Raw genomic sequence first — 20273 nt, forward strand, 5'->3', positions numbered from 1 at the left:
CTGGGACGCCAAGTCTGCGGTTCGGACCCGGACACCAGCACTGGCGCGAAATCTGTGATGTTAACACTTTGGTAATTTAGGATTGGTACGTCGTCTGGACGTTTTGTTTATCAGTCTTATGAGACCTTTATCATGGGTGCCGCACCAGTCGACCACGCATTCGCAACCGCAATTGTGGCCGTATTGGCGCAGCCAGCCGCTGTGGTGGACGGGGCAGGCACGATTTTGTCCTGCAACAGTGACTTTCGGTCTTGCCTGTCCATCACCGCAGGGCAAGTGTCGGGCGCGGCCTTATGGACTGTTTTACGTGCAAATTGCGGCGCGGATGCCGCCGCGTTTTTTGCAGCCGAACCAAGACAAAATATGGCATTTATGACTAAGGTGAACGCGGCGTCGGGGCATTTCAGGTTGACCTTGAACAGCATCGCCCAAACGGCGCAGCGCGGGCCTTATCTGTGCCAACTTACGCCCGATATTGCGATCGACAGTTCGCGGTTGCGGTTCTTGCTCGAACATCTTGATCAAGGGGTCTGGAATTACAACACAATGGAAAAGTCGTTTAATGTTGCGGATGCATGGCGCCGGATGCGGGGTATCCCGCTGTCCGAAGACATCGACACCTATGACACCGATCATGAGAAGTGGTTGACTGAAATCCACCCCGAAGACCGTGACATGGTGCAGGCGTTGTTCAGTGGCCAAGTCAGCGGCGACAAAGACAAGGTGAATTCTCAATATCGCCACTGGCATCCCGATGGGCATTGGATGTGGTTTTCGTGCCGATCAAAAGTGATGACATATGATGACGCCGGTCGACCGGTTGAGATTGTTGGCGTCGACACCGACATCACGGCGATGAAGAAAAACGAGACTGAGCTTCTGAAACTCAGCAGTAAATTGCAGATCGCGATTGAAGCGGCGGGGATAGGTGTGTGGGAATTTGACGCTGAAACCGGTTTGGAAGACTGGGATGAGCGGATGCTTGGCATGTACGGAATTACCGACGCCGCAGATCATAATTCTGGCGACATCTGGGAAACCCATCTGCATCCCGACGACGCCGAGGCTACCAAGCAGTATGCGCAAGAAACTTTTCGGGAAAAGAGCGATTTTAATCGTGATTTTCGAATTGTGCGCGATGACGGCGAAGTGCGCCATGTGCGCAGCCTTGCGCGTTTTGTGCGCACGTCAAAGTCCAACGGTAGAATGCTTGGTGTGAATATTGACGTGACGGATGATTATCACCGCGCACAAGAACTGGAACGCGCGCGTGAACTTTTGGAACACGACTCGCGTCATGACGCGTTGACTGGCTTGGCGAACCGACGTTTGCTGGATGAAACTATGCAGGCGCTGCTGGATCGGATCGGTGACGAAGACCAGTTTGCGGTGCTGCACATTGACCTCGATCATTTCAAACAGATCAACGACACACTTGGCCATGCTGCGGGCGACAACGTGCTTGTGCGGGTATCGGAAAACCTGCGCGGTCTTGTAGGGCCGCGTGGTTTGGTCTGTCGGATCGGTGGCGACGAATTTTTCGTCTTGTTGGAACATTTTGCAGATGAGGCGGAAGTCCATCAGCTTTGCCAAGATATCATCGATCAAATGGCGCAACCGATGTTCGGTTATGACCAGGCGAAAACGTTCGGGCTGAGCCTTGGTTGCGCTTTGGGGCTTGGCGATGTTGTTGATGCGTCAGAGGTGTTTATCAATGCGGACATCGCACTTTATGTGGCGAAGTCTGACGGACGGTCCTGTTTTAAGGTTTTCGCGCCCGGCCTGCGCGCAGTGACGCAAATCGACACACACGCGCACCACAACTTGCGCGTGGCGCTGACGTCAGGTCAGATCATCTGTCATTTTCAGCCACAATTTGATGCTAAAACACATGCACTTGTCGGGGCTGAGGCGCTTGTGCGCTGGATGTGTCCGGACCGTGGGCTTATTGGGCCGGATGACTTTTTGCCGCTTGCGCGTAAGACCGGACTGTTACCGCGCATTGATGACTTTGTGTTCGGGTTCGTGTTGGAGGCGCAAACCAAATGGGCAGCGGCTGGACTTGATGTGCCGATCATTGCGCTCAATATCTCGCTCGAACGCTTGCAGGAACCTGGTCTGATGCAACAGATTTCTGATCGGCTGCAGCCGCACCACGCGATTTCGTTTGAACTGCTGGAGACCACGTTTCTGGACACCTGTGATGACGGATTAAGCGACACGCTGAACCAGCTTCGTGCGGCAGGAGTCCGGCTTGAAATGAACGATTTTGGCTCAGGCCGATCCTCAATCGTTGCGCTGCAAACAGTGCGTCCGGACCGTGTGAAATTGGACCGGATGTTGCTTGCCCCGCTCGAAACAAATCCAGCGCAGATCTTTATCCTGAAAGCCTTGGCGCGGGTCGCAGCTCTTGAAGGCTGTGGTGTTGTGGTCGAAGGTATTGAATCTCAAAAACAGTTAAACGCGGTGTTACAACTGGACTGTGAGGCGTTGCAGGGCATTGCGCTGGCGCGCCCGATGGCCGAGGCCGAGTTTGCCAAGATGTTGATCGCGTCGCCGGGTGTTTCTTAAAAGGGCCTCAAAGCCGCGCGATCCTGTGACAGTTTTCGTCAAGGTGATGACTTGATGGGCAAATCACGCGCATGACGGCCTCAAATTCTATTTATTCTTTTAGATCAATGCTTCGGCTTCACGGGTCGTAACCAAACGTCGCGCCGTCATTGGACGGTGTGGGGGGCAGCGCCATTCTGGAAATAGCTTTAGAATTTCACTGCGCGCCGCGTGATCCCGCACGTTGAGCGCCCTGGCGCCCGGAAAAAAGATTTCGGACGGGATGCCTTTGGCCATGACAATTTCATGGGTGTCGAAGGCGATGTGCACTTAGGTGACTTCGCCATCTTCAATGCGCCGGATCGTATGATCGTTGGTCAGTCCCTTGGCTGGGGCCAGAACCGCATTGGTGCCGTAATGTATTTTTACGCGCCAGAAATCCAGCATCCTGCGGTGCTGCGGTGACATGAGCAGATCACGTGCGTTGTCCATCGCGCCTTTGTGGATCAGGATCGGTGTAAGACCGCCCATGGCCGGAACCGTCGCGCGGCCGATCCAAGCGATGGGTTGCAAGCCATTGTCAAGGGTTCAGACACGATCACCAACCTGCAATGTTTCGATTTCACGCTTGCCACGTTCGGTGATGATCAGCGTGCCAAGCGTGAAACAAGTGATCCGTTCGATCGAGCGGAAACCAACGCTTTTGGCCGTATCACCGCCCTCATCGTCAAGCTAATAAACCGTTCCGTTTAAGGGGTTGCCGTCAGATTCAACGCGGGTGTTGTCCGACAATTTCAGAGTGTCGAACCCCTTGCCACTATGGATTCGATTGGTGTTTGCACCAGCTTGCTAGCGCAATCGAGTCGTCGCCTTGGCCCAAGTTTACATTGCCGCCAACGGTCGTGCGCGCGCCAAGTGTGACGTCGTCGTCCCCGCGCGCGGTGCAAAGCTCAACACCAATCTCTGCCCGTCCCGAGAGCATGGCGCTATCGTCGTCTTCGCCAATACTGACGCTGCCGGCAACTTTGGACATATCATCTAGCGTCACGGTGTCATTGCCTTGGTTTGTACCGATGCAGCCTTGCACATTCGCCGTGTCGCTTAGCGTGACCGTATCATCGCCAAATCCCAGCCTAACTTCGCCCAAGATCGTGCCGCTGGTCGCGATGAACGTGCCGTCACCCGCCGCCATCACGACATCGCCGTTGATCGTGGAGCTGCCGAAAAGCGTGACTATGTCATTGCCTGTTTGCGTGTAGACAGACCCGTTCACCGTTTTAGCAGCGAGGCTAACTATGTCGTCGCGCGATGTCGTGTCGACGCTGTCTTGCTCGGTCATGCTACGATCATGGGTGATGAAAACGTCGTTCTGCACCATGTTCACGTCGGTGTTGCGTTCGATGATCGTGGCGAATGAGCTTGCGTTTACGTCCGCGATGATCGTGTCGCCTAAGGCGGGGTCAGGGTCGCCGAATGTATCATCTGCAGCGCGCGTGCGGGTGGATTGGTCGGTGACAAAGTGGGTGAACAGGGGCCCCAGCTGGGTACCTGAAACTGCGTCGTCGGTTAGACTGCCGACCCACAAATCGACTTGGAACACATCTTAATAGACGTCCGCGAGGCGTGCTTGGACGTCTTCGTCGCGCATTATGATAGAAAAACCTAGTGGGTCCAATATTGCAGGATCAACGCCGCTGATTAACCGCGCGCGAACATCTTTATATAGCTGTCGAGCGCGTGCTCCAGACCCCGCGCGACGTTCAACGCCGCGAGGGAGACACCGGACACGCCGTCCGGTGTCTCAGGGAAAAAGTTCAAATTATCGACGATTTCAGTGTCGAGTTCTTGTGCGGCCGCGCAAATTTGCCCGCGTATGATCGCCTCAATCCCGCTTTTTTCAACGGTGGAGTGATTGAAAAACGCCCCCATCAAGGCGACTGACCTGCATCGGTTGCGTCCTCACCGACAAGATCAATGCTGGACGACAAGAGGGTCTGACCAAAGCGGAACCCTGCGATGGAAAATTCCACCAAAGTTTCACCTGAAACATTGTCATCAAATCCGGTATCCTCACTCACTGCGTCGCCGATCAGATGCGGCAACCATTCGTTGTAAGTGATCTGTTGCAGTTCATATTCGACAATCGATCGCGCGGCGCTGTAAAGCTGATCGTCCGACCAATCGGGGTGTTCCTGCGCGAGTTTGTCAGCCCGATGGTTGTGTTCACGCACGAAAAGTGTATTCAACGACAGCAGGCTAGGATTTTTGTTAGCGCGGATATCGCCAGCAAGATACAGCGGATTGTCGCTTGCAATATCGCCCGCCAAGAAACTGTCTTCGTCGGCATTTGGAAGCATATCATTTGCTGATGCCGCGTCGTCCTGCATCTGCAGTTTGCCGTCGTAAAAGTTGCGCAAATGGTCCATCTGCGCCTCGGTCGATCCATATACTTGGCTGCCGACAATCTGCCATGTCACCGCGTTGGTCGGTGCAATGGTTTCACCGTCTTTGTTCCCTGCCGCGACTTGCTAACGCGCGATCTCATGCGGCATCCCCACGAATTCTAAGGTTCCGGCGTCGTGATCTTCCGGTGTCAGAACCATATCGTGATCGAGAAACTGGCCGAACGTGGTGAAAAGAGTGCTTAATCCGGCGCTGTTTGGGGCGTCGTCGTCATGACGCGCCCCTGTGCTTGAATATTCGCAATATAAGGACAGCGACTTGCCATCAGTCAACCTTCATCTTGCCCCGCGACACTGGGCTGAAGGAGTTGGCAAGCGGTTGACAATTATTTTGTAATTTTGGGGTCCAAAAACGCACAAAGCCCAAATAATTATGTTCTAGCTTTTGTATTGTATCGTCGATTACGGCAGTTAACCGATCTGGATCAGCTGCCCCAACTGCGCACGGCACCACAATCAATATGTATGAAATTTGAACCGGAATAGCGGCCAACACCACCAGCATTACAGCTTGCGGCTGCACGTGCCATTTGACTGACCGAACGGCCCTGCATGCGCAAATCAGCGGCTTGACCTTGAAGGTGCAGCGAGTTGCGCGCAACACCGGAAGAATTAGACCGCAACATCGCGTTTGTTTGCGGTGAACGGTAGCCAGAAATCAATGTATAGGGTTGGCTGCTGTCCAATAGATTTTGTGTCGCGGCCGCGATGTCAATTGTACGGGTATCAATCTGCAGGGTCTGGCCATTGCGCCAATCGCGGAAGAACCGGTTCATTTCGGTCATGGCTTCTGGAATGTAGTCGCCCTCAATCCAGTAAATCGTGTCAATGCTTTCGCCAGTGCGACCGGAATACATTTTCAACCGCCGGATGTCGCCACCGCCGCGCAAAAAACCCGCGGCGTTCGAATACGTTGGGGCGGCGATGACTGCGGTTGCCGCAAAGGCACCCAGAAAGCCACGCCGAGAAATGCTCGAAGCAATTTTATCCATCATGTTAGCGCTGTCCCGTCGCTTACCTGTAATCCCGTGTTTTCACGGGCGTTTCTGCCATTCCATCCCCAGAAGCCAGTGCTCTATGCCACAAAATGATTCGTGGACCAAGCCCTGAGACTGAATGGGTCTGTTAACAGGAGGAAATAGGCGAAATTTTGCGCAAATTTTGCGCATTCGGGATAGTGTTGCATTTGTGCACGGCATTATTGCGGTGCGGCAGGGACGATCTGAAACCAATTCACGTCATAGCGCGTTTGTGAATAGACTAACGCAACTTGCTGACTGTTTCATGAAGCGACGTCTAAAAGTCGCATTAAGGTCCGCATAATTGCGGGCCGAATATGTTCTTGGGGGATCTGATGCCGACCTTTAACCACTTATTCCTGTGCTGTTTGGCGCTTTTGGCCGTCGTTTTGGCCTTTGCTGTAACGCCGCAAGCCGCCGCCGCACAGACCACCGCGTTCCGCCAAGCCGTCGCTGAGGGCGCCGCGCGTGACGATGTTTTGGCCGAATTTTATAGGGCGCGTGAATTTGAAGGCATCTGGACCGGCGCCACCGAACTTGATCGGGCGCGTCGCAATGCGTTGCTGGCAGCGCTTGCTGGCGCGGGTGATCATGGCTTGCCTGCCGCTGAATATGACCCGCAAACACTAATGGCCCGACTGCAAGCCGCCAATACGCCCGCGCAAAAGGGTGCGATGGAAGTTGAAATGTCGCGTTTGTTTTTGTCTTACGCAAACGATATCCAGACCGGCATCCTGACACCACGAAGCGTTGTGTCCGAGATCCGTCGCGAAGTGCCGTTGCGATCGCGTCTTGAGTATCTGCAAGGCTTCTTGGGCAGCACCCCCGCATCCTACCTTGCGACCTTGCCGCCTAGTTCATCGGAATATGCCCGGCTGCTGCGTGAAAAGATGACCCTTGAACGTCTGTTGGCGAACGGCGGATGGGGCCCGTCAGTTTCATCTAGTAGCCTTGCCGCTGGTGCATCGGGCGCTGGCGTCGTGGCGCTGCGAGATCGGTTGGTCGCCATGGGCCATATGGAACGGTCCGCCACACAAACTTATGACGTCACGATCCAAGCGGCCGTTCAGCGGTTCCAACAGGCCCACGGCCTGACCGCAGATGGTGATGCAGGCGCCGCAACTTTAGCCGAGATCAACGTCCCTGCGGCCAGCCGACTGCAACAGATCATCGTTGCGATGGAGCGTGAACGTTGGATGAACCGCCCACGCGGTGAACGTCACGTTTGGGTCAACCTCGTCGATTTTTCTGCCGCCATAATGGATAATGACAGTGTCACGTTTCAGACCCGTTCGGTCATTGGTGCAACCGGCAGTGGCCGACAGACGCCCGAATTTTCCGACGTGATGGATCATATGGTTATCAACCCTAGCTGGTTCGTGCCGCGTTCGATCATCGTAGGTGAATATCTGCCAGCAATGCAGCGCAGCCGCGACGCCATCAGTCACATCCTGCTGACAGATGGCAATGGCCGGACCGTCAACCGCGGCAACGTCAATTTCAGCAATTACACTGCGCGCACGTTTCCGTTTTCCATGCGCCAGCCGCCTAGTAGCCGCAATGCGCTGGGGTTGGTGAAGTTCATGTTTCCAAATCAATACAACATCTACTTGCACGACACGCCGGCCAAATCCCTGTTTGCTCGCGAAATTCGGGCTTACAGCCATGGCTGTATCCGTCTGAACGATCCGTTTGAATTTGGTCATGCCCTGCTGGCGGCGCAAGAAGCCGATCCTGAGGGGTATTTTCAACGCATTCTCAATTCTGGCACCGAAACGCGGGTGAACCTTGTGGATCCCGTGCCAGTGCATATCGTCTACCGCACAGCGTTCACCCACACGACCGGTCAGTTGAACTTTCGCCGTGATATCTACGATCGTGACAGCCGCATCTGGAATGCGCTGGCAAACGAAGGGGTGGCTGTTCGCGCAATTGGCGGGTAAATCATTCCCTGACACTTAGGGGCCCGAATTGGTGATGATATGCCACAAACTTTGAAAGATCTTGCTGCGTCGCTTGGGGCTGAAACCCTCGGCGACGCGTCGCTTTTGGTGGACCGTTTGGCGGAACCATTAGAAGCGCGTGCTGGGGATCTGGCGCTGGCCGTTGCGCCAAAATTCGCTGAGCAATTAAAGGCGTCGGCGGCGCGTGCTGCGGTGGTTTGGGCTGGCGCTGATCTGGATGCGCTTGGGCTTGAAGGGGCAATCGTTGCTCCGCACAGTCGGCTTGCGATGGCGGGTTTGACCCAAGCCATGGACGACAACCTTGCGTTTTTAGGCGAACCCGCGATCCACCCGACGGCTGTAATCGACGTGACGGCAGTCATTGGGACCGGCGCGCAGATTGGTCCGTTTGTGGTCATTGGGGCGCAGGCGCAGATCGGGGCCGATGCGCGGATCGCACCGCATGTGTCCATCGGGGTCCAGTCCGTCATTGGTGCGCGCGCCACCCTGCACGCAGGCGTGAAAATTGGCGCGCGGGTCACCATTGGTGACGGGTTCATCGCGCAGGCAGGGGTCGTCATCGGCAGTGACGGATTTTCATTTACCACACGTGGCCCGTCCAATGCAGAACGCGCGGTACGGTCCCGCCCCGGTGTGCCGCTTGATCCGCTGGTGGATGGCACGTGGCATCGTATCCATTCCCTTGGCGGGGTTGAAATCGGCAACGATGTCGAAATTGGCGCCAATTCGACGATTGATGCTGGCACCGTTCGCGCGACCCGGATCGGTAATGGTGTCAAGATCGACAACCTCGTGCATATCGCGCACAATGTCATTCTTGGTGACGCCTGTTTGCTCTGCGCGCAAACGGGCGTCGCCGGATCTTCGGTATTGGGCGCGCGGGTAATCATGGGCGGACAATCTGGCGTGGCGGACAATTTGACCGTTGGACGTGATGTCGTCGTAGGTGGCGGTGCCGGGGTGTTGGCAAACATCGCGGATGGTCTTTTTGTTTCGGGCTATCCGGCGCAACCAAGCCATGAATACCGCGCCAGTCTTAAGGCGGTGCGGCGTTTGACAAAGCCCTAGTGGTCCCAAAAGGTGCATCCGCGCACGACTTCAAATATTAGATCGGACAGACATGGGTGATCTTGGATGAATATTACCGCACAAGTACTTGAAATTATTGCGCAACAGGCATTGCTTCAACCCGGTGACGTCAAAATTGAACACACGCTCGAAGACCTCGGCATTGACAGCTTGGGTTTGGTTGAAAGCATCTTTGCCATCGAAGAGGCCTTTGATATCAACGTGCCGTTTAATGCTAATGACCCAAGCGGTGGCGATTTTGACATTACATCTGTCGGGGCCATCATCAAAGCCGTGCAAACGCTGGTACAGGACCAAACGTGAGACGGGTTGTCATCACAGGCTCCGGCACAATCAATGCCTTGGGACACGATGTTGCCAAAACGCTTGAAGCGATGCGCGAGGGGCGGTGTGGCATCGGGCCTCTTAATATTCGCGACGTGGATCGGTTGGCTGTGAAAATTGGTGCGCAGGTGACGGACTACGATGAACAGTCCCACTTTAATCGCCAACAAATCAGCCTGTATGATCGGTTCACCCAGTTCACCCTGCTGGCCGCAGCGCAAGCGATCGGCGAAAGCGAGCTGACATTTTCTGGCGCCTTGGCGGATCGATCCGGCGTGGTGTTGGGCACATCGGGTGGTGGGTTGAACACGCAAGACGAAAACTACCGTGCTGTCTACGAAGAAGGCAAAAATCGCGTGCATCCGTTCATTGTGCCAAAACTGATGAACAATGCCGCTGCTTCCCACGTGTCGATGCAATACAACCTGCGCGGTCCGTCTTTTACCGTTGCCACAGCCTGCGCGTCATCCAATCACGCGATGGGGCAGGCGTTCTATATGATCCGGTCGGGGATGGCTGATGTGATGGTCACGGGCGGGTCGGAATCCATGTTGTGTTTCGGCGGTGTAAAGGCGTGGGAAGGCCTGCGCGTGATGTCAAAGGACGCATGTCGCCCGTTTTCCGCCACCCGCAATGGCATGGTGCAGGGCGAAGGTGCGGGGGTATTTGTGTTTGAAGACCGCGAACATGCCCGCGCGCGCGGCGCTGTGATCTTGGCTGAAGTCGCAGGATTTGCGATGTCATCGGATGCGTCCGACATCGTGACGCCGTCCAAACAAGGAGCTGCGCGGGCCATTTCGGGCGCCTTGGTGGATGCCAAACTGAACCGCGAAGACGTGGGTTACATTAATGCGCACGGCACCGGAACAGCCGCGAACGATAAGACAGAATGCGCGGCTGTGGCAGATGTATTCGGGCCCCACGCCGACAAGCTGATGATTTCGAGCACCAAATCCATGCACGGGCACCTGATCGGCGGCACCGGCGCTGTTGAACTTCTGGCCTGTATCATGGCGCTGCGCGATGGGATCATCGCCCCGACAATCGGCTACGAAGAACCTGACCCCGAATGCGCGCTCGACGTGGTTCCAAACACCGCGCGCGAAGCGAAAGTCACCGCTGTGCTCTCAAACGCCTTTGCTTTTGGCGGGTTGAACGCTGTCATCGCGCTCAAATCAGCCTAGACGCAAAACGCCGCCACAAATATTAGGGAACGACGCCTCGCGTTTCTTTGGTTTAAAAATACCTACTGCGACGCTGCGGTGTAGGCCGCCGTGAACCCTGAAAGCGACATGGTCACTGTCACAGTTTGATCAGGGGCGGCGGCGGGCACCATGCTCAGTGTTGCGGTTGCGCCGCCCCGAAACAGCGCCACATCTTGTTCCGTCAATCCAATGCGGGTGACGCATCCACCGGCGTTGCAAAAGTCGAACGGAAACCGGCGGGCCTGCCCGCCATCGACGCGCAACGTGACCTGTTCGGTCAGCAATGTTTCGAGTGGTGCCACGATCGTCGCACCTGCAACAGCCTCGCCCGCTTCTGGCAGCGCAACGATAGCGATTTCAGCGACCGCATTGCCGTCTGCATCACTTAAAAGTTGGTACATTTGGCAGGGGTCTTCACCGCCTTCGACTTTTAGGCATCGCAGCGCCCAATCGTTGAACACCTCGCGCAGGTATTGCTGGCCTGGTTGGGGCTCTTGCGGTGCTGCCTCGTCAGACGCGATGGGATCGCCGTTTTCGTCAACGTTTTCGCCCATGTTGAACACACTTTGCGGCTGCTCTTCAGCTGTTTCAACCGGAGTTTCCTGTGCAAAGGCTGGCGCGACAAGGGCGAAAGCCAATGCAGCAGCCGTCAACGTTTTGGAAATCGATGCGTTATAAAAGGTCATGGTTTTGTCCAATATTTTCTGTCGTTACAAGCGTATTAGCATGGGTTTTCAGCAGTGTCAGGGTGAAAGCGGTGTTCGGCAAGGCCTTGCCGAAAGGGGGCGACGGCGCGCAGGTTGCGGCATTAGACAATGTTGACGTGCCACCACCCCGTAGAAATTTGACGTGCCACCACCCCGTAGAAAAAGGGCCCGCAAAGGCCCTTCTTCGTCTTCTCCCTGTCGGACTTTGCCGACTTATTTTTTGAAGTTACGGATTGAAACCACAACCGTCAACAGGGTGACTATCACGATCAAGATAAGTCTGTTTATTAGTTTATTAGTTTATTTGATAATATTGGCCTGTCTGAACGCCCCCATGAACGAGCGAAAAAGGCCACGCCTCAGGTATATCTAGGGGCGCAGCAGGTTGGAAAAGGAGGATGTCAGCAACGCTGCAGGAGAACATTCACGGCGTCGATAAGAATATACCGGCCCATGAAGGTTAAGAATGTGTTTTGACCCAAGATCAAAGCGCAACAAAAGTGGGGCAGCGCACATAACTGCCCCAGAACAGGACATTGGCAATGAGCGACGGAATTTTTATGGGTGGCGGCGGTGACGGTTACACCGATGCACAAGTGCTGCTGTTGCAATACGCCAACCGCCACGGATTGATTGCGGGGGCCACGGGCACCGGAAAAACCGTGACGCTGCAAATTCTTGCACAAGGGTTTTCCGCCATCGGTGTTCCGGTGTTCTTGTCGGACGTGAAGGGTAATCTTTCTGGCTTGGCCAAGTCGGGCAGCGCAGATTTCAAATTACACGACCCATTCATGGCATGCGCAGCGACCATCGGGTTGGATTTGCAATACAGTGCATTCCCCGTAACGTTTTGGGACCTTTTTGGTGAACAGGGCCACCCGATCCGCACGACCGTCGCAGAAATGGGCCCGCTGTTATTGTCCAATCTGATGGGGCTGTCTGGCGCACAAGAAGGCGTTTTGTACGTCGCCTTTCGCGTAGCAGACGAAGATGGGCTGCCGCTTCTGGATCTTGAGGATTTGCAGGCACTGCTGGTCTGGGTCGGGCAAAACGCCAAAGACTTATCGCTGCGCTATGGCAATGTGGCGACATCGTCGGTTGGAGCAATTCAGCGCCAACTGCTTGTGCTTGAAAATCAAGGCGGGGCGGGGCTTTTTGGCGAACCTGCGCTGGATTTGAACGACATTATGGCGACCGAAAAGGACGGCCCCCACACTGGACGTGGACGGATCAATATCCTCGCGTCGGACAAGTTTATGGTGTCCCCAAAACTGTATGCGACGTTCCTGTTGTGGCTTTCGTCGGAACTGTTTGAGGAGCTGCCAGAGGTTGGCAACGCGGACAAACCCAAGCTGGTGTTCTTTTTTGATGAGGCGCATTTACTGTTTGACGACGCGCCCAAGGCGCTGGTCGACAAGATCGAACGGGTTGCGCGTTTGATCCGGTCCAAAGGGGTTGGTGTATATTTCATCACCCAAAACCCGTCCGACGTCCCTGAAGACGTGTTGGGCCAGCTTGGCAATCGTGTGCAACACGCACTGCGGGCGTTTACCGCGAACGATCAAAAGGCGTTGAAACAGGCAGCTGCAACCTATCGTCCGAACCCGAAGTTCGACTCAGCCAAAGCAATCCGAGAAGTCGGAACAGGTGAAGCCGTAACATCAATGCTGATCGACAAAGGCGTGCCCGGAATTGTTGAGCGCACGTTGATCCGCCCGCCGTCGTCGCAACTGGGCCCAATCACCAAAGCACAACGTGCGGCGGTCATGGCAGCGTCGCCAATGGCTGGCAAATACGACGCGCGATTGGATCGTGAAACGGCGGCCGAAATGCTTGCCAAACGCGCGGGCGCTGCGGCGCAAGCGGCGGAGAAAGCTGAAGTCGAAGAAGAAACGCCTCAGGCGGAGGAGCGCGAACACCGCCGCGGGCGTCGCTACACGGATCGTGATGTTGAACGGTCTAGCAGTCGCAGATCGACGAGGTCTGACGACAGCTGGGGCGGCGCGATTGCCACTGTTGTTGCGAAATAACTGAAAGGCACCACTGGGCGGCAGATTGTGCGCGAGATCTTGGGTGGTCTGTTTCGTGGGCGCTAGTTTTAGCGTGGTTCATCCCGATGTGCTTGCGGATTTTCGGCATTGGCGCTGTTTTGGCGGCGGTATCCGAGGTCGGATTTTATCCGGTCACGCTTAATCTGCAACTGGTCTGGCTCTTCTTGTTGATGGCCTTCTGGGCTGTTTTGCAAGGCTCGTTATGGCCCACAGCGGCGTGTGTAAATGGGTGGGGGCGTTCTGTGGCGCGGTGCTTTATCCGGGGCTTGGTCGGTCGAACTCTGGCCCTAGATCAGCGGCGCGATCTTCAATTCCGAAATGCGGTTTTCGTCTTTTGCCAGTACCTCAAACCGAAAGCCATGGAAGCTAAACACTTGACCCACAACGGGAATCATCTGGGCTTCGTGGATGACCAGACCCGCAACCGTGTTGGCCTCATCATCGGGGAGGTTCCAGTCGGTTGCGCGATTCACATCGCGGATCGTCATCGTGCCATCGACGGTGTAACTGCCATCTTCCGCCGCAGTGACGTCGTTTTCTTCGTCGGTGTCGAATTCGTCCGTAATTTCACCGACGATCTCTTCGAGGATATCTTCGAGCGTGATCAGCCCCTGCAAGGTGCCATATTCGTCCACCACCAGCGCGAAGTGCGTGCGCCGCGCCAAAAACTGGCGCATCTGATCGTCCAGCGTCGTGGTTTCCGGAATGAAATATGGCGACATCGACACCGTCAGGATATCTAATTCATCCATTTCATGCGGTTCAATCCGCCCATCACCCAGCATTTTATGCAGCGCGCGCAGCAGGTCTTTGGCGTGCAATGTTCCGATGATATTTTCCGGCTCATCGCGATACAACGGCAGGCGGGTGTGATTGCTGTCCAGACACAGACGCAGGATTTCTGCTACGGGCAGGGCAGCGTCGATCATCTCAATTTCTGTGCGGTGCAGCATGATTTCTTCGACCGTGCGTTCAGCCAAATCAAGCGCGCCTAAAATCCGGTCGCGGTCTTCCTTTTCGACCACACCTTCGGAATGGCCAAGCTGCAACGCGCCCGCGATTTCTTCGCGCACGGCAAGGATGTTGCTGTCTGGGTCGGTCTGCACGCCAAACAATCGAAGTGATACGCGCACGACGATGCGAACACCCGCTACAAGTGGTGAAAGGATGCGGATCACCCATATTACGATCGGTGCAGAAACCGACGATGCCTTTTCGGGTTGCGTAATGGCATAAGTTTTGGGCAGGACTTCGGCGAAAATCAGGATTAGGGCCGTCATCACGAGCGACGCATAAATGACGCCGTTAACTCCGAAAATTTTGGTCAACAGGGCTGTTGCCAGTGATGTGGCGACGACGTTGGCAATATTATTGCCCATCAGGATCGCGCCGATAAAGCGCTCTTCGTCTTCCTTGATCTTGAGCGCCAATGCCGCGCCTTTGTCACCCCGATCCGCGTTCGACCGTAGCCGTCCACGCGATGCGGCTGTTAATGCAGTTTCCGTGCCCGAAAAGAACCCCGATGTCATCAACAGGACGAAGACAACGCCACAGGTGATCCAGAATGAAGCGTCAAACATTTTCATACTCGTATGATTTGGGGAGACTGTCGATCATGGACTATGTTATGGGCGCGCAGGCAAGCAGCATCAAGTGGAACCGCTTGTTTTAGTCGCTTTCGCCAGTGGATGATATTCCAGCACCAGTTTTTTCAACCGTTCATCCAGCACATGGGTGTAAATCTCGGTCGTCGCCACATCCGCGTGTCCCAGAAGCGTCTGGATAGATCGCAGGTCGGCGCCGCCCTCAAGCAGATGGGTGGCAAAGGCGTGGCGCATGGTGTGGGGTGTCGCCTTGAACGGGGGGACGCCACCTGCCAGCGCAAGGTCCTTGATCAGGTTGAAGAAGCTTTGCCGCGTCAGATGGCCAAGTTTGCCGCGCGATGGGAATAGGAATTTTGACCGTGGTGTACCGTCTTTGAACGCTTCATCTTCCGTTCTGTCACGGGTTTTTAGCCAGATCGCAGTGGCAGCGCGCGCGGGCGGTGACAGCGGCACCATGCGTTCTTTGTCGCCTTTGCCGCGCACCAACAACATGCGCGGATCACCCCTTGCCGCAGACACCGGCAGCGACACTAATTCAGTGACGCGCATGCCCGTGGCGTACAGCAATTCCATCAGACAGGTCGTGCGCAATGGTTCTTTTTTGGCGTCACGGGCGGCGTTGAGAAGCGCGTCTACTTCGTCGTGGCTGAGCGTTTTGGGCAACCGTTTGTCGCGACCGGGGCCAGAGACTTGGATCGCCGGATTGTCGACCCGCCAGCCTTCCTCAAACGCAAAGCGAAACAGCTGTTTGATCGCTGACAACCGCCGCGCACGGGTTGATTTGGCAAGGCCGTGCGCGTCGCACCAGATCAGATATTTTTCAACATGGTCTTGTGTAACAGCGGCAAAATGTATGCCTTTCAGCCGTTCAGAAAAATCTATCAGGTCGCGTGCGTAGGCCAGTTGTGTATTGGTCGCCGCGTCAAGTTCCGCCGCCTGTGCCTCAAGAAACGCCTGTATCCAATGTGCGTTGGGGCGGTTTGCGGCGCTCATGGCAGCAGCAGATATTGCAGTGCGGTGCGCCTTGCAACGTCTTCAAGTCCCAAGGCGCGCAGGGTTGCGAAGCCTTCTTTGAAGGCTGATTGGTCGCCGTCGATGCCTTGTTGTAACGTGGCTATGGCGCGCAAGATCGCCTCTCCTGTGCGGCCTAGGCTGGCCATCGCGACCAGTGCGGCGTTAGGATTGGCGGTGAACGCATCCTGTATCAGACGGTATTTTGCGCCGCCAGCAAAGGCATTTGACGGATCGCCACGCGCAACGGCTGCAAGGAATCGATTGGTTGCGGCCAAGTCTTCGTTCAGCGCCGCCAGTTCGTACTTATCCGACAAAAGTAGGAACGTGAACACGACTGATGTATCGCGCCCAACAGCTGTATTATTACCAACATCGGCGGCCATATCAATCAACTGGCGTGCAAACACCCGCGCGAGCGGAACGGCAACTCCGACAGATCGCGCTTCATTCCAAAGCGCTGTAACCGCACGATACTTGGTTTGATGATCATTGCCCACCAACGCTGCATCAAGCGCATTCACCGCCCGTGCGCGTTCCCAAACACCACCCGAAGCGGCCGGAACGCGGGCAGTATAGAGCCCGAGCAGCGCGTTGTCCGAAATTGCGCTTGCACGCGAGAGGCGTTCCGCCGCCTCAAGCTGGGATTTCCATCCGACATTGGCCCGCAGATCCGCTTGGGAAAACGCCCGCGGCAAGCCAACAGTCGTGAGCGGTGATCCGATCGCTTCAAACATTCGAAACGTCAGCGGCGTAGCGCGGGCAGGCGGCGTCAACGCCCGCTCGTTTTCGAATAAATCAGGATCAAGAAACCGCGACAGCAAAGAGCCAGTTTCTGCGTCAACATCCCCAAGTGCAAGTCCGGTGTTCAGTGTCAAGGCGGCGGCAGACCAATCGCCAGAACGTGACAAACAGAAAATACGTGCCGACGGGGTCGGGGCCACATCGGGTTTATTGCGCAACGCGCGACAGGCCGCGTCTTCGGTGCCCGTCAATAAAGACACATCAAACCAGCGGCGAAACAATTCTGGCGTGTCCGGTGTCGAGGCCTCAAGCATCGCTTGCGCCGGTTCGAGCGCTCCAAAATCGAGCAGTTTATCCACGCGGGCCAAGAAAAACGCGCCCGGTGTTGCGGCTTCAAGCGGTGGGTTGGCTTGTGTGATGGTCAGCGTGATCAACAAATCCTGCACCGCAGGCAGGGTGTCGACCTGTTCAGCCCGCAAAAGCGCGATCAACGTTGCGACATCGCTGCCGGCCCATAAATCAGCGGGCAGTCCCGTCGATGATGGCGGCAGTAGACCCAGCACACGTGGCGCTGCACCGCTCAAAGCTTGTACTGACACATTTGGTGTGTTCGCGGAATTGGCGACGGGGGCTTCATTGGCATCAGGCGTGCGGGTCGCTTGCGTGCCCAGAACAGGTGCGGTGGCCATTACGTCAGGTTGTTGAACACTTTCGGACAGCCAATCAATGGCCGACAGGGGTGCATCTTGGCGTGCAACATCAGTCGATTGGGCCCAAACAGGGGTAGCACACGACACTAATAATCCAACCAAGGCAGTGCGTACCACCATCAATCGATCCCTAACGTCACGGGTTTTACAACCTCCTGAACAGGGGCGGAAAAATCGTTTGGCATGAAAATCGGACCCAAATAGGCATAGGCCACAAATGCAGCGGCCGCCAAAACCACAAGCACAAAAAAAAATTTGATCAATCGCCACATATAATTCGCCCCGTTTTCCTCGGCCGTATTTCTGGCCGAAATGCACAGCCTCAGTTGCTGCTTTGCCAATCGTTATATATGTCCTTGTCTGCAAGATCACGCCACCGCGTCGTAATTATTTTCAAACCGGCGGGGGGCAGCCGATTTTGGGTTAGTAAGTTTCTGCTAATGCCGGCAAAATAGGGGCGAACACTATAATGGACCACCTTGAGAGCCTGCAGACAGCCCAACCCGCGCATCATTTACGCGCCACTGTTGTCCTTGTGGGCATGATGGGGTCGGGCAAAACTGCCATCGGTCGGACTTTGGCACTGAAATTAGGGGTGCCTTACGTCGATTCTGATGCCGAGATTGAAGCTGCAGCCAACGCCACCATCGCCGAGATTTTTGCCCGTTCGGGTGAGCCGTTTTTTCGCAACCGCGAGGCAGAAGTCATCGCGCGGCTGCTGCAATCCGACCCGTGTGTGTTGTCAACGGGCGGCGGCGCCTATCTGGCGGACCGCAACCGAGAAGCGATTTCCAGGCACGGCGTTGCCGTCTGGCTGGACGCCGATCTTGATCTGCTCTGGGAACGGGTGCGCCACAAGGACACGCGCCCGCTATTGCGCACGCCTGATCCTCGAAAGACGCTGGGCGATATTTTCAAAGAGCGCGCGCCGATTTATCGATTGGCCGACCTGCGTGCCGAGGCAAAACCCGAATTTTCCATTGATGATATGACCACAGAAGTGCTGCGCGTGCTGGCCTCCCGCCCTGATGTGCTGGAGCCCGTGACATGACCGAAACCGTCCATATTGACCTGCCCGGTCGCGCTTATGACGTGGTGATCGGGCCTGGATTATTGGCGCAGGCCGGCACGCGGATCGCACCGTTCCTGAAACGCCCACGGGTGGTGGTTGTAACCGAAGAAAACGTAGCGGCCCTGCATCTCGGCGCGCTGAAATCTGGGCTTTCCGCATCTGGCATTACGTCTGACGCCCTTGTGCTGCCACCCGGCGAAAGCACCAAAAGCTGGCCGTTTCTAGAGCAAACTGTCGAATGGCTGCTGTCTCAAAAGGTTGAACGCGGTGATGTTGTGGTGGCCTTTGGTGGCGGGGTGATTGGCGATCTGGTGGGCTTTGCGGCCGCCACGGTGCGACGCGGTGTTCGGTTTGTGCAAATACCGACATCGCTTCTTGCGCAGGTCGACAGTTCCGTTGGCGGCAAGACAGGGATCAATTCGCCAAGCGGCAAGAATCTGATTGGCGCGTTTCACCAGCCGACGTTGGTTCTGGCGGACACTGAATTACTGGGCACGCTAAAGGCCCGCGACTTTCTGTCGGGCTACGGTGAGGTGGTGAAATACGGGCTTTTGGGTGATGCCAATTTCTTTGATTGGTTGGAAAAGCAGGGTCCTGCGCTGGCCAACGGCGATATGGATGCACGGGTGAATGCGGTGAAACGGTCCGTTGAAATGAAAGCCTGTATTGTAGAACGCGATGAAACCGAACAGGGCGAGCGTGCGCTTCTCAACCTCGGCCACACGTTTTGTCACGCGCTTGAGGCGGCGACTGGGTATGGTGATCGTCTGTTGCACGGCGAAGGCGTCGCAATCGGTTGTGCGCTGGCGTTTGAGGTGTCCGCGCGTTTGGGCCTATGCAGTCAAGAGGACCCCAGTCGTGTTCGGGCGCACCTTAAGGGCATGGGAATGAAAACCGATCTGGCAGACATTGAAGGCGCATTGCCGGGTGCCGACGCGCTGCTGGCCCTGATGGGGCAGGATAAAAAAGTCGTCGATGGCCAGCTGCGGTTCATTCTGGCACGTGGCATTGGCGACGCGTTCGTGACAGCAGATGTGCCGGCGGATACGGTGCTGTCCGTACTGCGCGATGGATTGATGGTTCGCTAAACTAAGAACCAAAAGAATGAGAAACCCGCGACGGCCAAAGGCCACGCGGGTTCTAATAATTCCATTGTGGCTTGGATATTTTTAGAACGGGATTTCGTCGTCCATATCGCTGCTACCGCCGCCACCGCCTTGGCCGCCGCCTTGATCGCCGCCGCCGTAACCACCACCACTGCCGCCACCGCCGTAACCGCCGCCCTGATCGCCGCCACCATATTCGCCGCCTTGATCACCACCGCCATATCCGCCACCGCCGCCGCCGGACCCGCCATCACTGCGTCCGCCAATCATCGTCATCACCCCGTCATAGCCCTGCAGCACGATTTCGGTCGAATACTTGTCGACCCCGGATTGATCCTGCCATTTGCGGGTCTGCAACTTGCCCTCGATATAAACCGTGGAGCCCTTTTTAAGGTATTGTTCCGCAACGCGCACCAACCCCTCCTGAAAGATTGCAACGGAATGCCATTCGGTCTTCTCGCGCCGCTCACCGGTGTTCTTGTCTTTCCAGTTTTCAGACGTGGCGATGCGCAGGTTGCACACCTTGCCGCCGTTCTGAAAGCTGCGCACTTCTGGGTCGCGACCCAGATTGCCGATAATCATGACTTTGTTAAGCGAACCGGCCATGGTGAGCCTCCTATAGAATCTGAGTTGTGTTGTTGATTGTTACATCACC

General features: G+C 55.9%; 21 protein-coding genes and 1 pseudogene. 9 read left to right on the forward strand and 13 right to left on the reverse strand.

Annotated elements, in window-relative coordinates; genetic code table 11:
* The first annotated feature begins 132 nt into the window (after positions 1-132).
* The gene (locus OAN307_RS11880) at positions 133-2571 is read left to right on the forward strand and encodes an EAL domain-containing protein (protein ID WP_015499980.1); all 2439 of its coding nucleotides are present in this window, start codon (positions 133-135) and stop codon (positions 2569-2571) included.
* Positions 2572-2670: 99 nt separating this feature from the next.
* Here OAN307_RS11880 and OAN307_RS28960 read toward each other — a convergent pair whose 3' ends face one another.
* Together OAN307_RS28960 and OAN307_RS25260 are read right to left on the reverse strand one after the other, a co-directional pair.
* On the reverse strand, positions 2671-2880 hold the full coding sequence (locus OAN307_RS28960; protein ID WP_051067999.1) for a hypothetical protein: 210 nt from the start codon (positions 2878-2880) through the stop codon (positions 2671-2673).
* On the reverse strand, positions 2881-3123 hold the full coding sequence (locus tag OAN307_RS25260) for a Hint domain-containing protein (RefSeq protein WP_051068000.1): 243 nt from the start codon (positions 3121-3123) through the stop codon (positions 2881-2883).
* On the opposite strand from OAN307_RS25260, the gene OAN307_RS30025 reads away from it, so the two are divergent.
* Positions 3118-3303 (forward strand): hypothetical protein, encoded by a 186-nt coding sequence (locus OAN307_RS30025; RefSeq protein WP_051068001.1) that lies wholly within the window; start codon positions 3118-3120, stop codon positions 3301-3303. The genes OAN307_RS25260 and OAN307_RS30025 overlap by 6 nt on opposite strands.
* A 64-nt stretch (positions 3304-3367) precedes the next feature.
* Here the strand turns inward: OAN307_RS30025 and OAN307_RS30725 are convergent, their stop codons facing one another.
* The 5 genes from OAN307_RS30725 to OAN307_RS11910 all read right to left on the reverse strand — a co-directional run bounded on the left by OAN307_RS30725 (position 3368) and on the right by OAN307_RS11910 (position 6007).
* A complete protein-coding gene (locus tag OAN307_RS30725; protein WP_044043615.1) occupies positions 3368-4150 on the reverse strand; it encodes a peroxidase family protein in 783 nt (260 codons plus the stop codon).
* 98 nt (positions 4151-4248) lie between these two features.
* Complete coding sequence (locus tag OAN307_RS30730) at positions 4249-4479, reverse strand: peroxidase family protein (RefSeq protein WP_044043616.1); 231 nt, start codon at positions 4477-4479, stop codon at positions 4249-4251.
* Positions 4479-5045, reverse strand: a complete 567-nt coding sequence (locus OAN307_RS30735; protein WP_083902972.1) for a peroxidase family protein — start codon at positions 5043-5045, stop codon at positions 4479-4481. The genes OAN307_RS30730 and OAN307_RS30735 overlap by 1 nt, the downstream gene beginning before the upstream one ends.
* A gap of 33 nt (positions 5046-5078) precedes the next feature.
* Positions 5079-5285 carry a hypothetical protein gene (locus tag OAN307_RS11905; RefSeq protein ID WP_044043618.1) on the reverse strand — a complete coding sequence of 69 codons (207 nt, stop codon included), beginning with the start codon at positions 5283-5285 and terminating at the stop codon, positions 5079-5081.
* Positions 5286-5437: 152 nt separating this feature from the next.
* On the reverse strand, positions 5438-6007 hold the full coding sequence (locus tag OAN307_RS11910; RefSeq protein WP_015499981.1) for a YcbK family protein: 570 nt from the start codon (positions 6005-6007) through the stop codon (positions 5438-5440).
* A 359-nt stretch (positions 6008-6366) separates the two neighbouring features.
* Between OAN307_RS11910 and OAN307_RS11915 the strand changes: the two genes are divergently transcribed.
* The 4 genes from OAN307_RS11915 to OAN307_RS11930 all read left to right on the forward strand — a co-directional run bounded on the left by OAN307_RS11915 (position 6367) and on the right by OAN307_RS11930 (position 10592).
* Complete coding sequence (locus OAN307_RS11915) at positions 6367-7974, forward strand: L,D-transpeptidase family protein (protein ID WP_044044701.1); 1608 nt, start codon at positions 6367-6369, stop codon at positions 7972-7974.
* 39 nt (positions 7975-8013) lie between these two features.
* On the forward strand, positions 8014-9063 hold the full coding sequence (locus OAN307_RS11920; RefSeq protein ID WP_015499983.1) for a UDP-3-O-(3-hydroxymyristoyl)glucosamine N-acyltransferase: 1050 nt from the start codon (positions 8014-8016) through the stop codon (positions 9061-9063).
* Positions 9064-9129: 66 nt separating this feature from the next.
* Positions 9130-9387: an acyl carrier protein gene (locus OAN307_RS11925; protein ID WP_015499984.1), complete on the forward strand. Its 258-nt coding sequence runs from the start codon at positions 9130-9132 to the stop codon at positions 9385-9387.
* Entirely contained in the window at positions 9384-10592 is a 1209-nt protein-coding gene (locus OAN307_RS11930) for a beta-ketoacyl-[acyl-carrier-protein] synthase family protein (RefSeq protein WP_015499985.1), read from the forward strand. The genes OAN307_RS11925 and OAN307_RS11930 overlap by 4 nt, the downstream gene beginning before the upstream one ends.
* 62 nt (positions 10593-10654) lie before the next feature.
* On the opposite strand, the gene OAN307_RS11935 is transcribed toward OAN307_RS11930, so the two are convergent.
* Positions 10655-11299, reverse strand: a complete 645-nt coding sequence (locus tag OAN307_RS11935) for an invasion associated locus B family protein (protein ID WP_015499986.1) — start codon at positions 11297-11299, stop codon at positions 10655-10657.
* A 563-nt stretch (positions 11300-11862) separates the two neighbouring features.
* On the opposite strand from OAN307_RS11935, the pseudogene OAN307_RS11940 reads away from it, so the two are divergent.
* Positions 11863-13416: pseudogene (locus OAN307_RS11940) on the forward strand (helicase HerA-like domain-containing protein).
* Positions 13417-13658: 242 nt separating this feature from the next.
* Here the strand turns inward: OAN307_RS11940 and OAN307_RS11945 are convergent.
* The 4 genes from OAN307_RS11945 to OAN307_RS28965 form a co-directional block, all read right to left on the reverse strand.
* Entirely contained in the window at positions 13659-14951 is a 1293-nt protein-coding gene (locus tag OAN307_RS11945; protein ID WP_015499988.1) for an HlyC/CorC family transporter, read from the reverse strand.
* A gap of 69 nt (positions 14952-15020) precedes the next feature.
* Positions 15021-15968 carry a tyrosine recombinase gene (locus tag OAN307_RS11950; protein ID WP_015499989.1) on the reverse strand — a complete coding sequence of 316 codons (948 nt, stop codon included), beginning with the start codon at positions 15966-15968 and terminating at the stop codon, positions 15021-15023.
* Positions 15965-17560: a hypothetical protein gene (locus OAN307_RS11955; RefSeq protein ID WP_044043621.1), complete on the reverse strand. Its 1596-nt coding sequence runs from the start codon at positions 17558-17560 to the stop codon at positions 15965-15967. Before OAN307_RS11955 ends, OAN307_RS11950 begins: the two co-directional genes overlap by 4 nt.
* Complete coding sequence (locus tag OAN307_RS28965) at positions 17560-17703, reverse strand: hypothetical protein (protein ID WP_187292593.1); 144 nt, start codon at positions 17701-17703, stop codon at positions 17560-17562. Before OAN307_RS28965 ends, OAN307_RS11955 begins: the two co-directional genes overlap by 1 nt.
* Before the next feature lie 206 nt (positions 17704-17909).
* Here OAN307_RS28965 and OAN307_RS11960 point away from each other — a divergent pair, with 206 nt between their 5' ends.
* Complete coding sequence (locus OAN307_RS11960; RefSeq protein WP_015499991.1) at positions 17910-18491, forward strand: shikimate kinase; 582 nt, start codon at positions 17910-17912, stop codon at positions 18489-18491.
* Positions 18488-19600 carry a 3-dehydroquinate synthase gene (gene aroB, locus OAN307_RS11965; protein ID WP_015499992.1) on the forward strand — a complete coding sequence of 371 codons (1113 nt, stop codon included), beginning with the start codon at positions 18488-18490 and terminating at the stop codon, positions 19598-19600. Before OAN307_RS11960 ends, aroB begins: the two co-directional genes overlap by 4 nt.
* 81 nt (positions 19601-19681) lie before the next feature.
* Here the strand turns inward: aroB and ssb are convergent, their stop codons facing one another.
* Positions 19682-20224: a single-stranded DNA-binding protein gene (gene ssb / locus OAN307_RS11970; RefSeq protein WP_015499993.1), complete on the reverse strand. Its 543-nt coding sequence runs from the start codon at positions 20222-20224 to the stop codon at positions 19682-19684.
* Positions 20225-20273 lie beyond the last annotated feature (49 nt).

The sequence above is a fragment of the Octadecabacter antarcticus 307 genome, assembly GCF_000155675.2.
In the GTDB taxonomy this organism is placed as follows: Bacteria; Pseudomonadota; Alphaproteobacteria; order Rhodobacterales; family Rhodobacteraceae; genus Octadecabacter; species Octadecabacter antarcticus.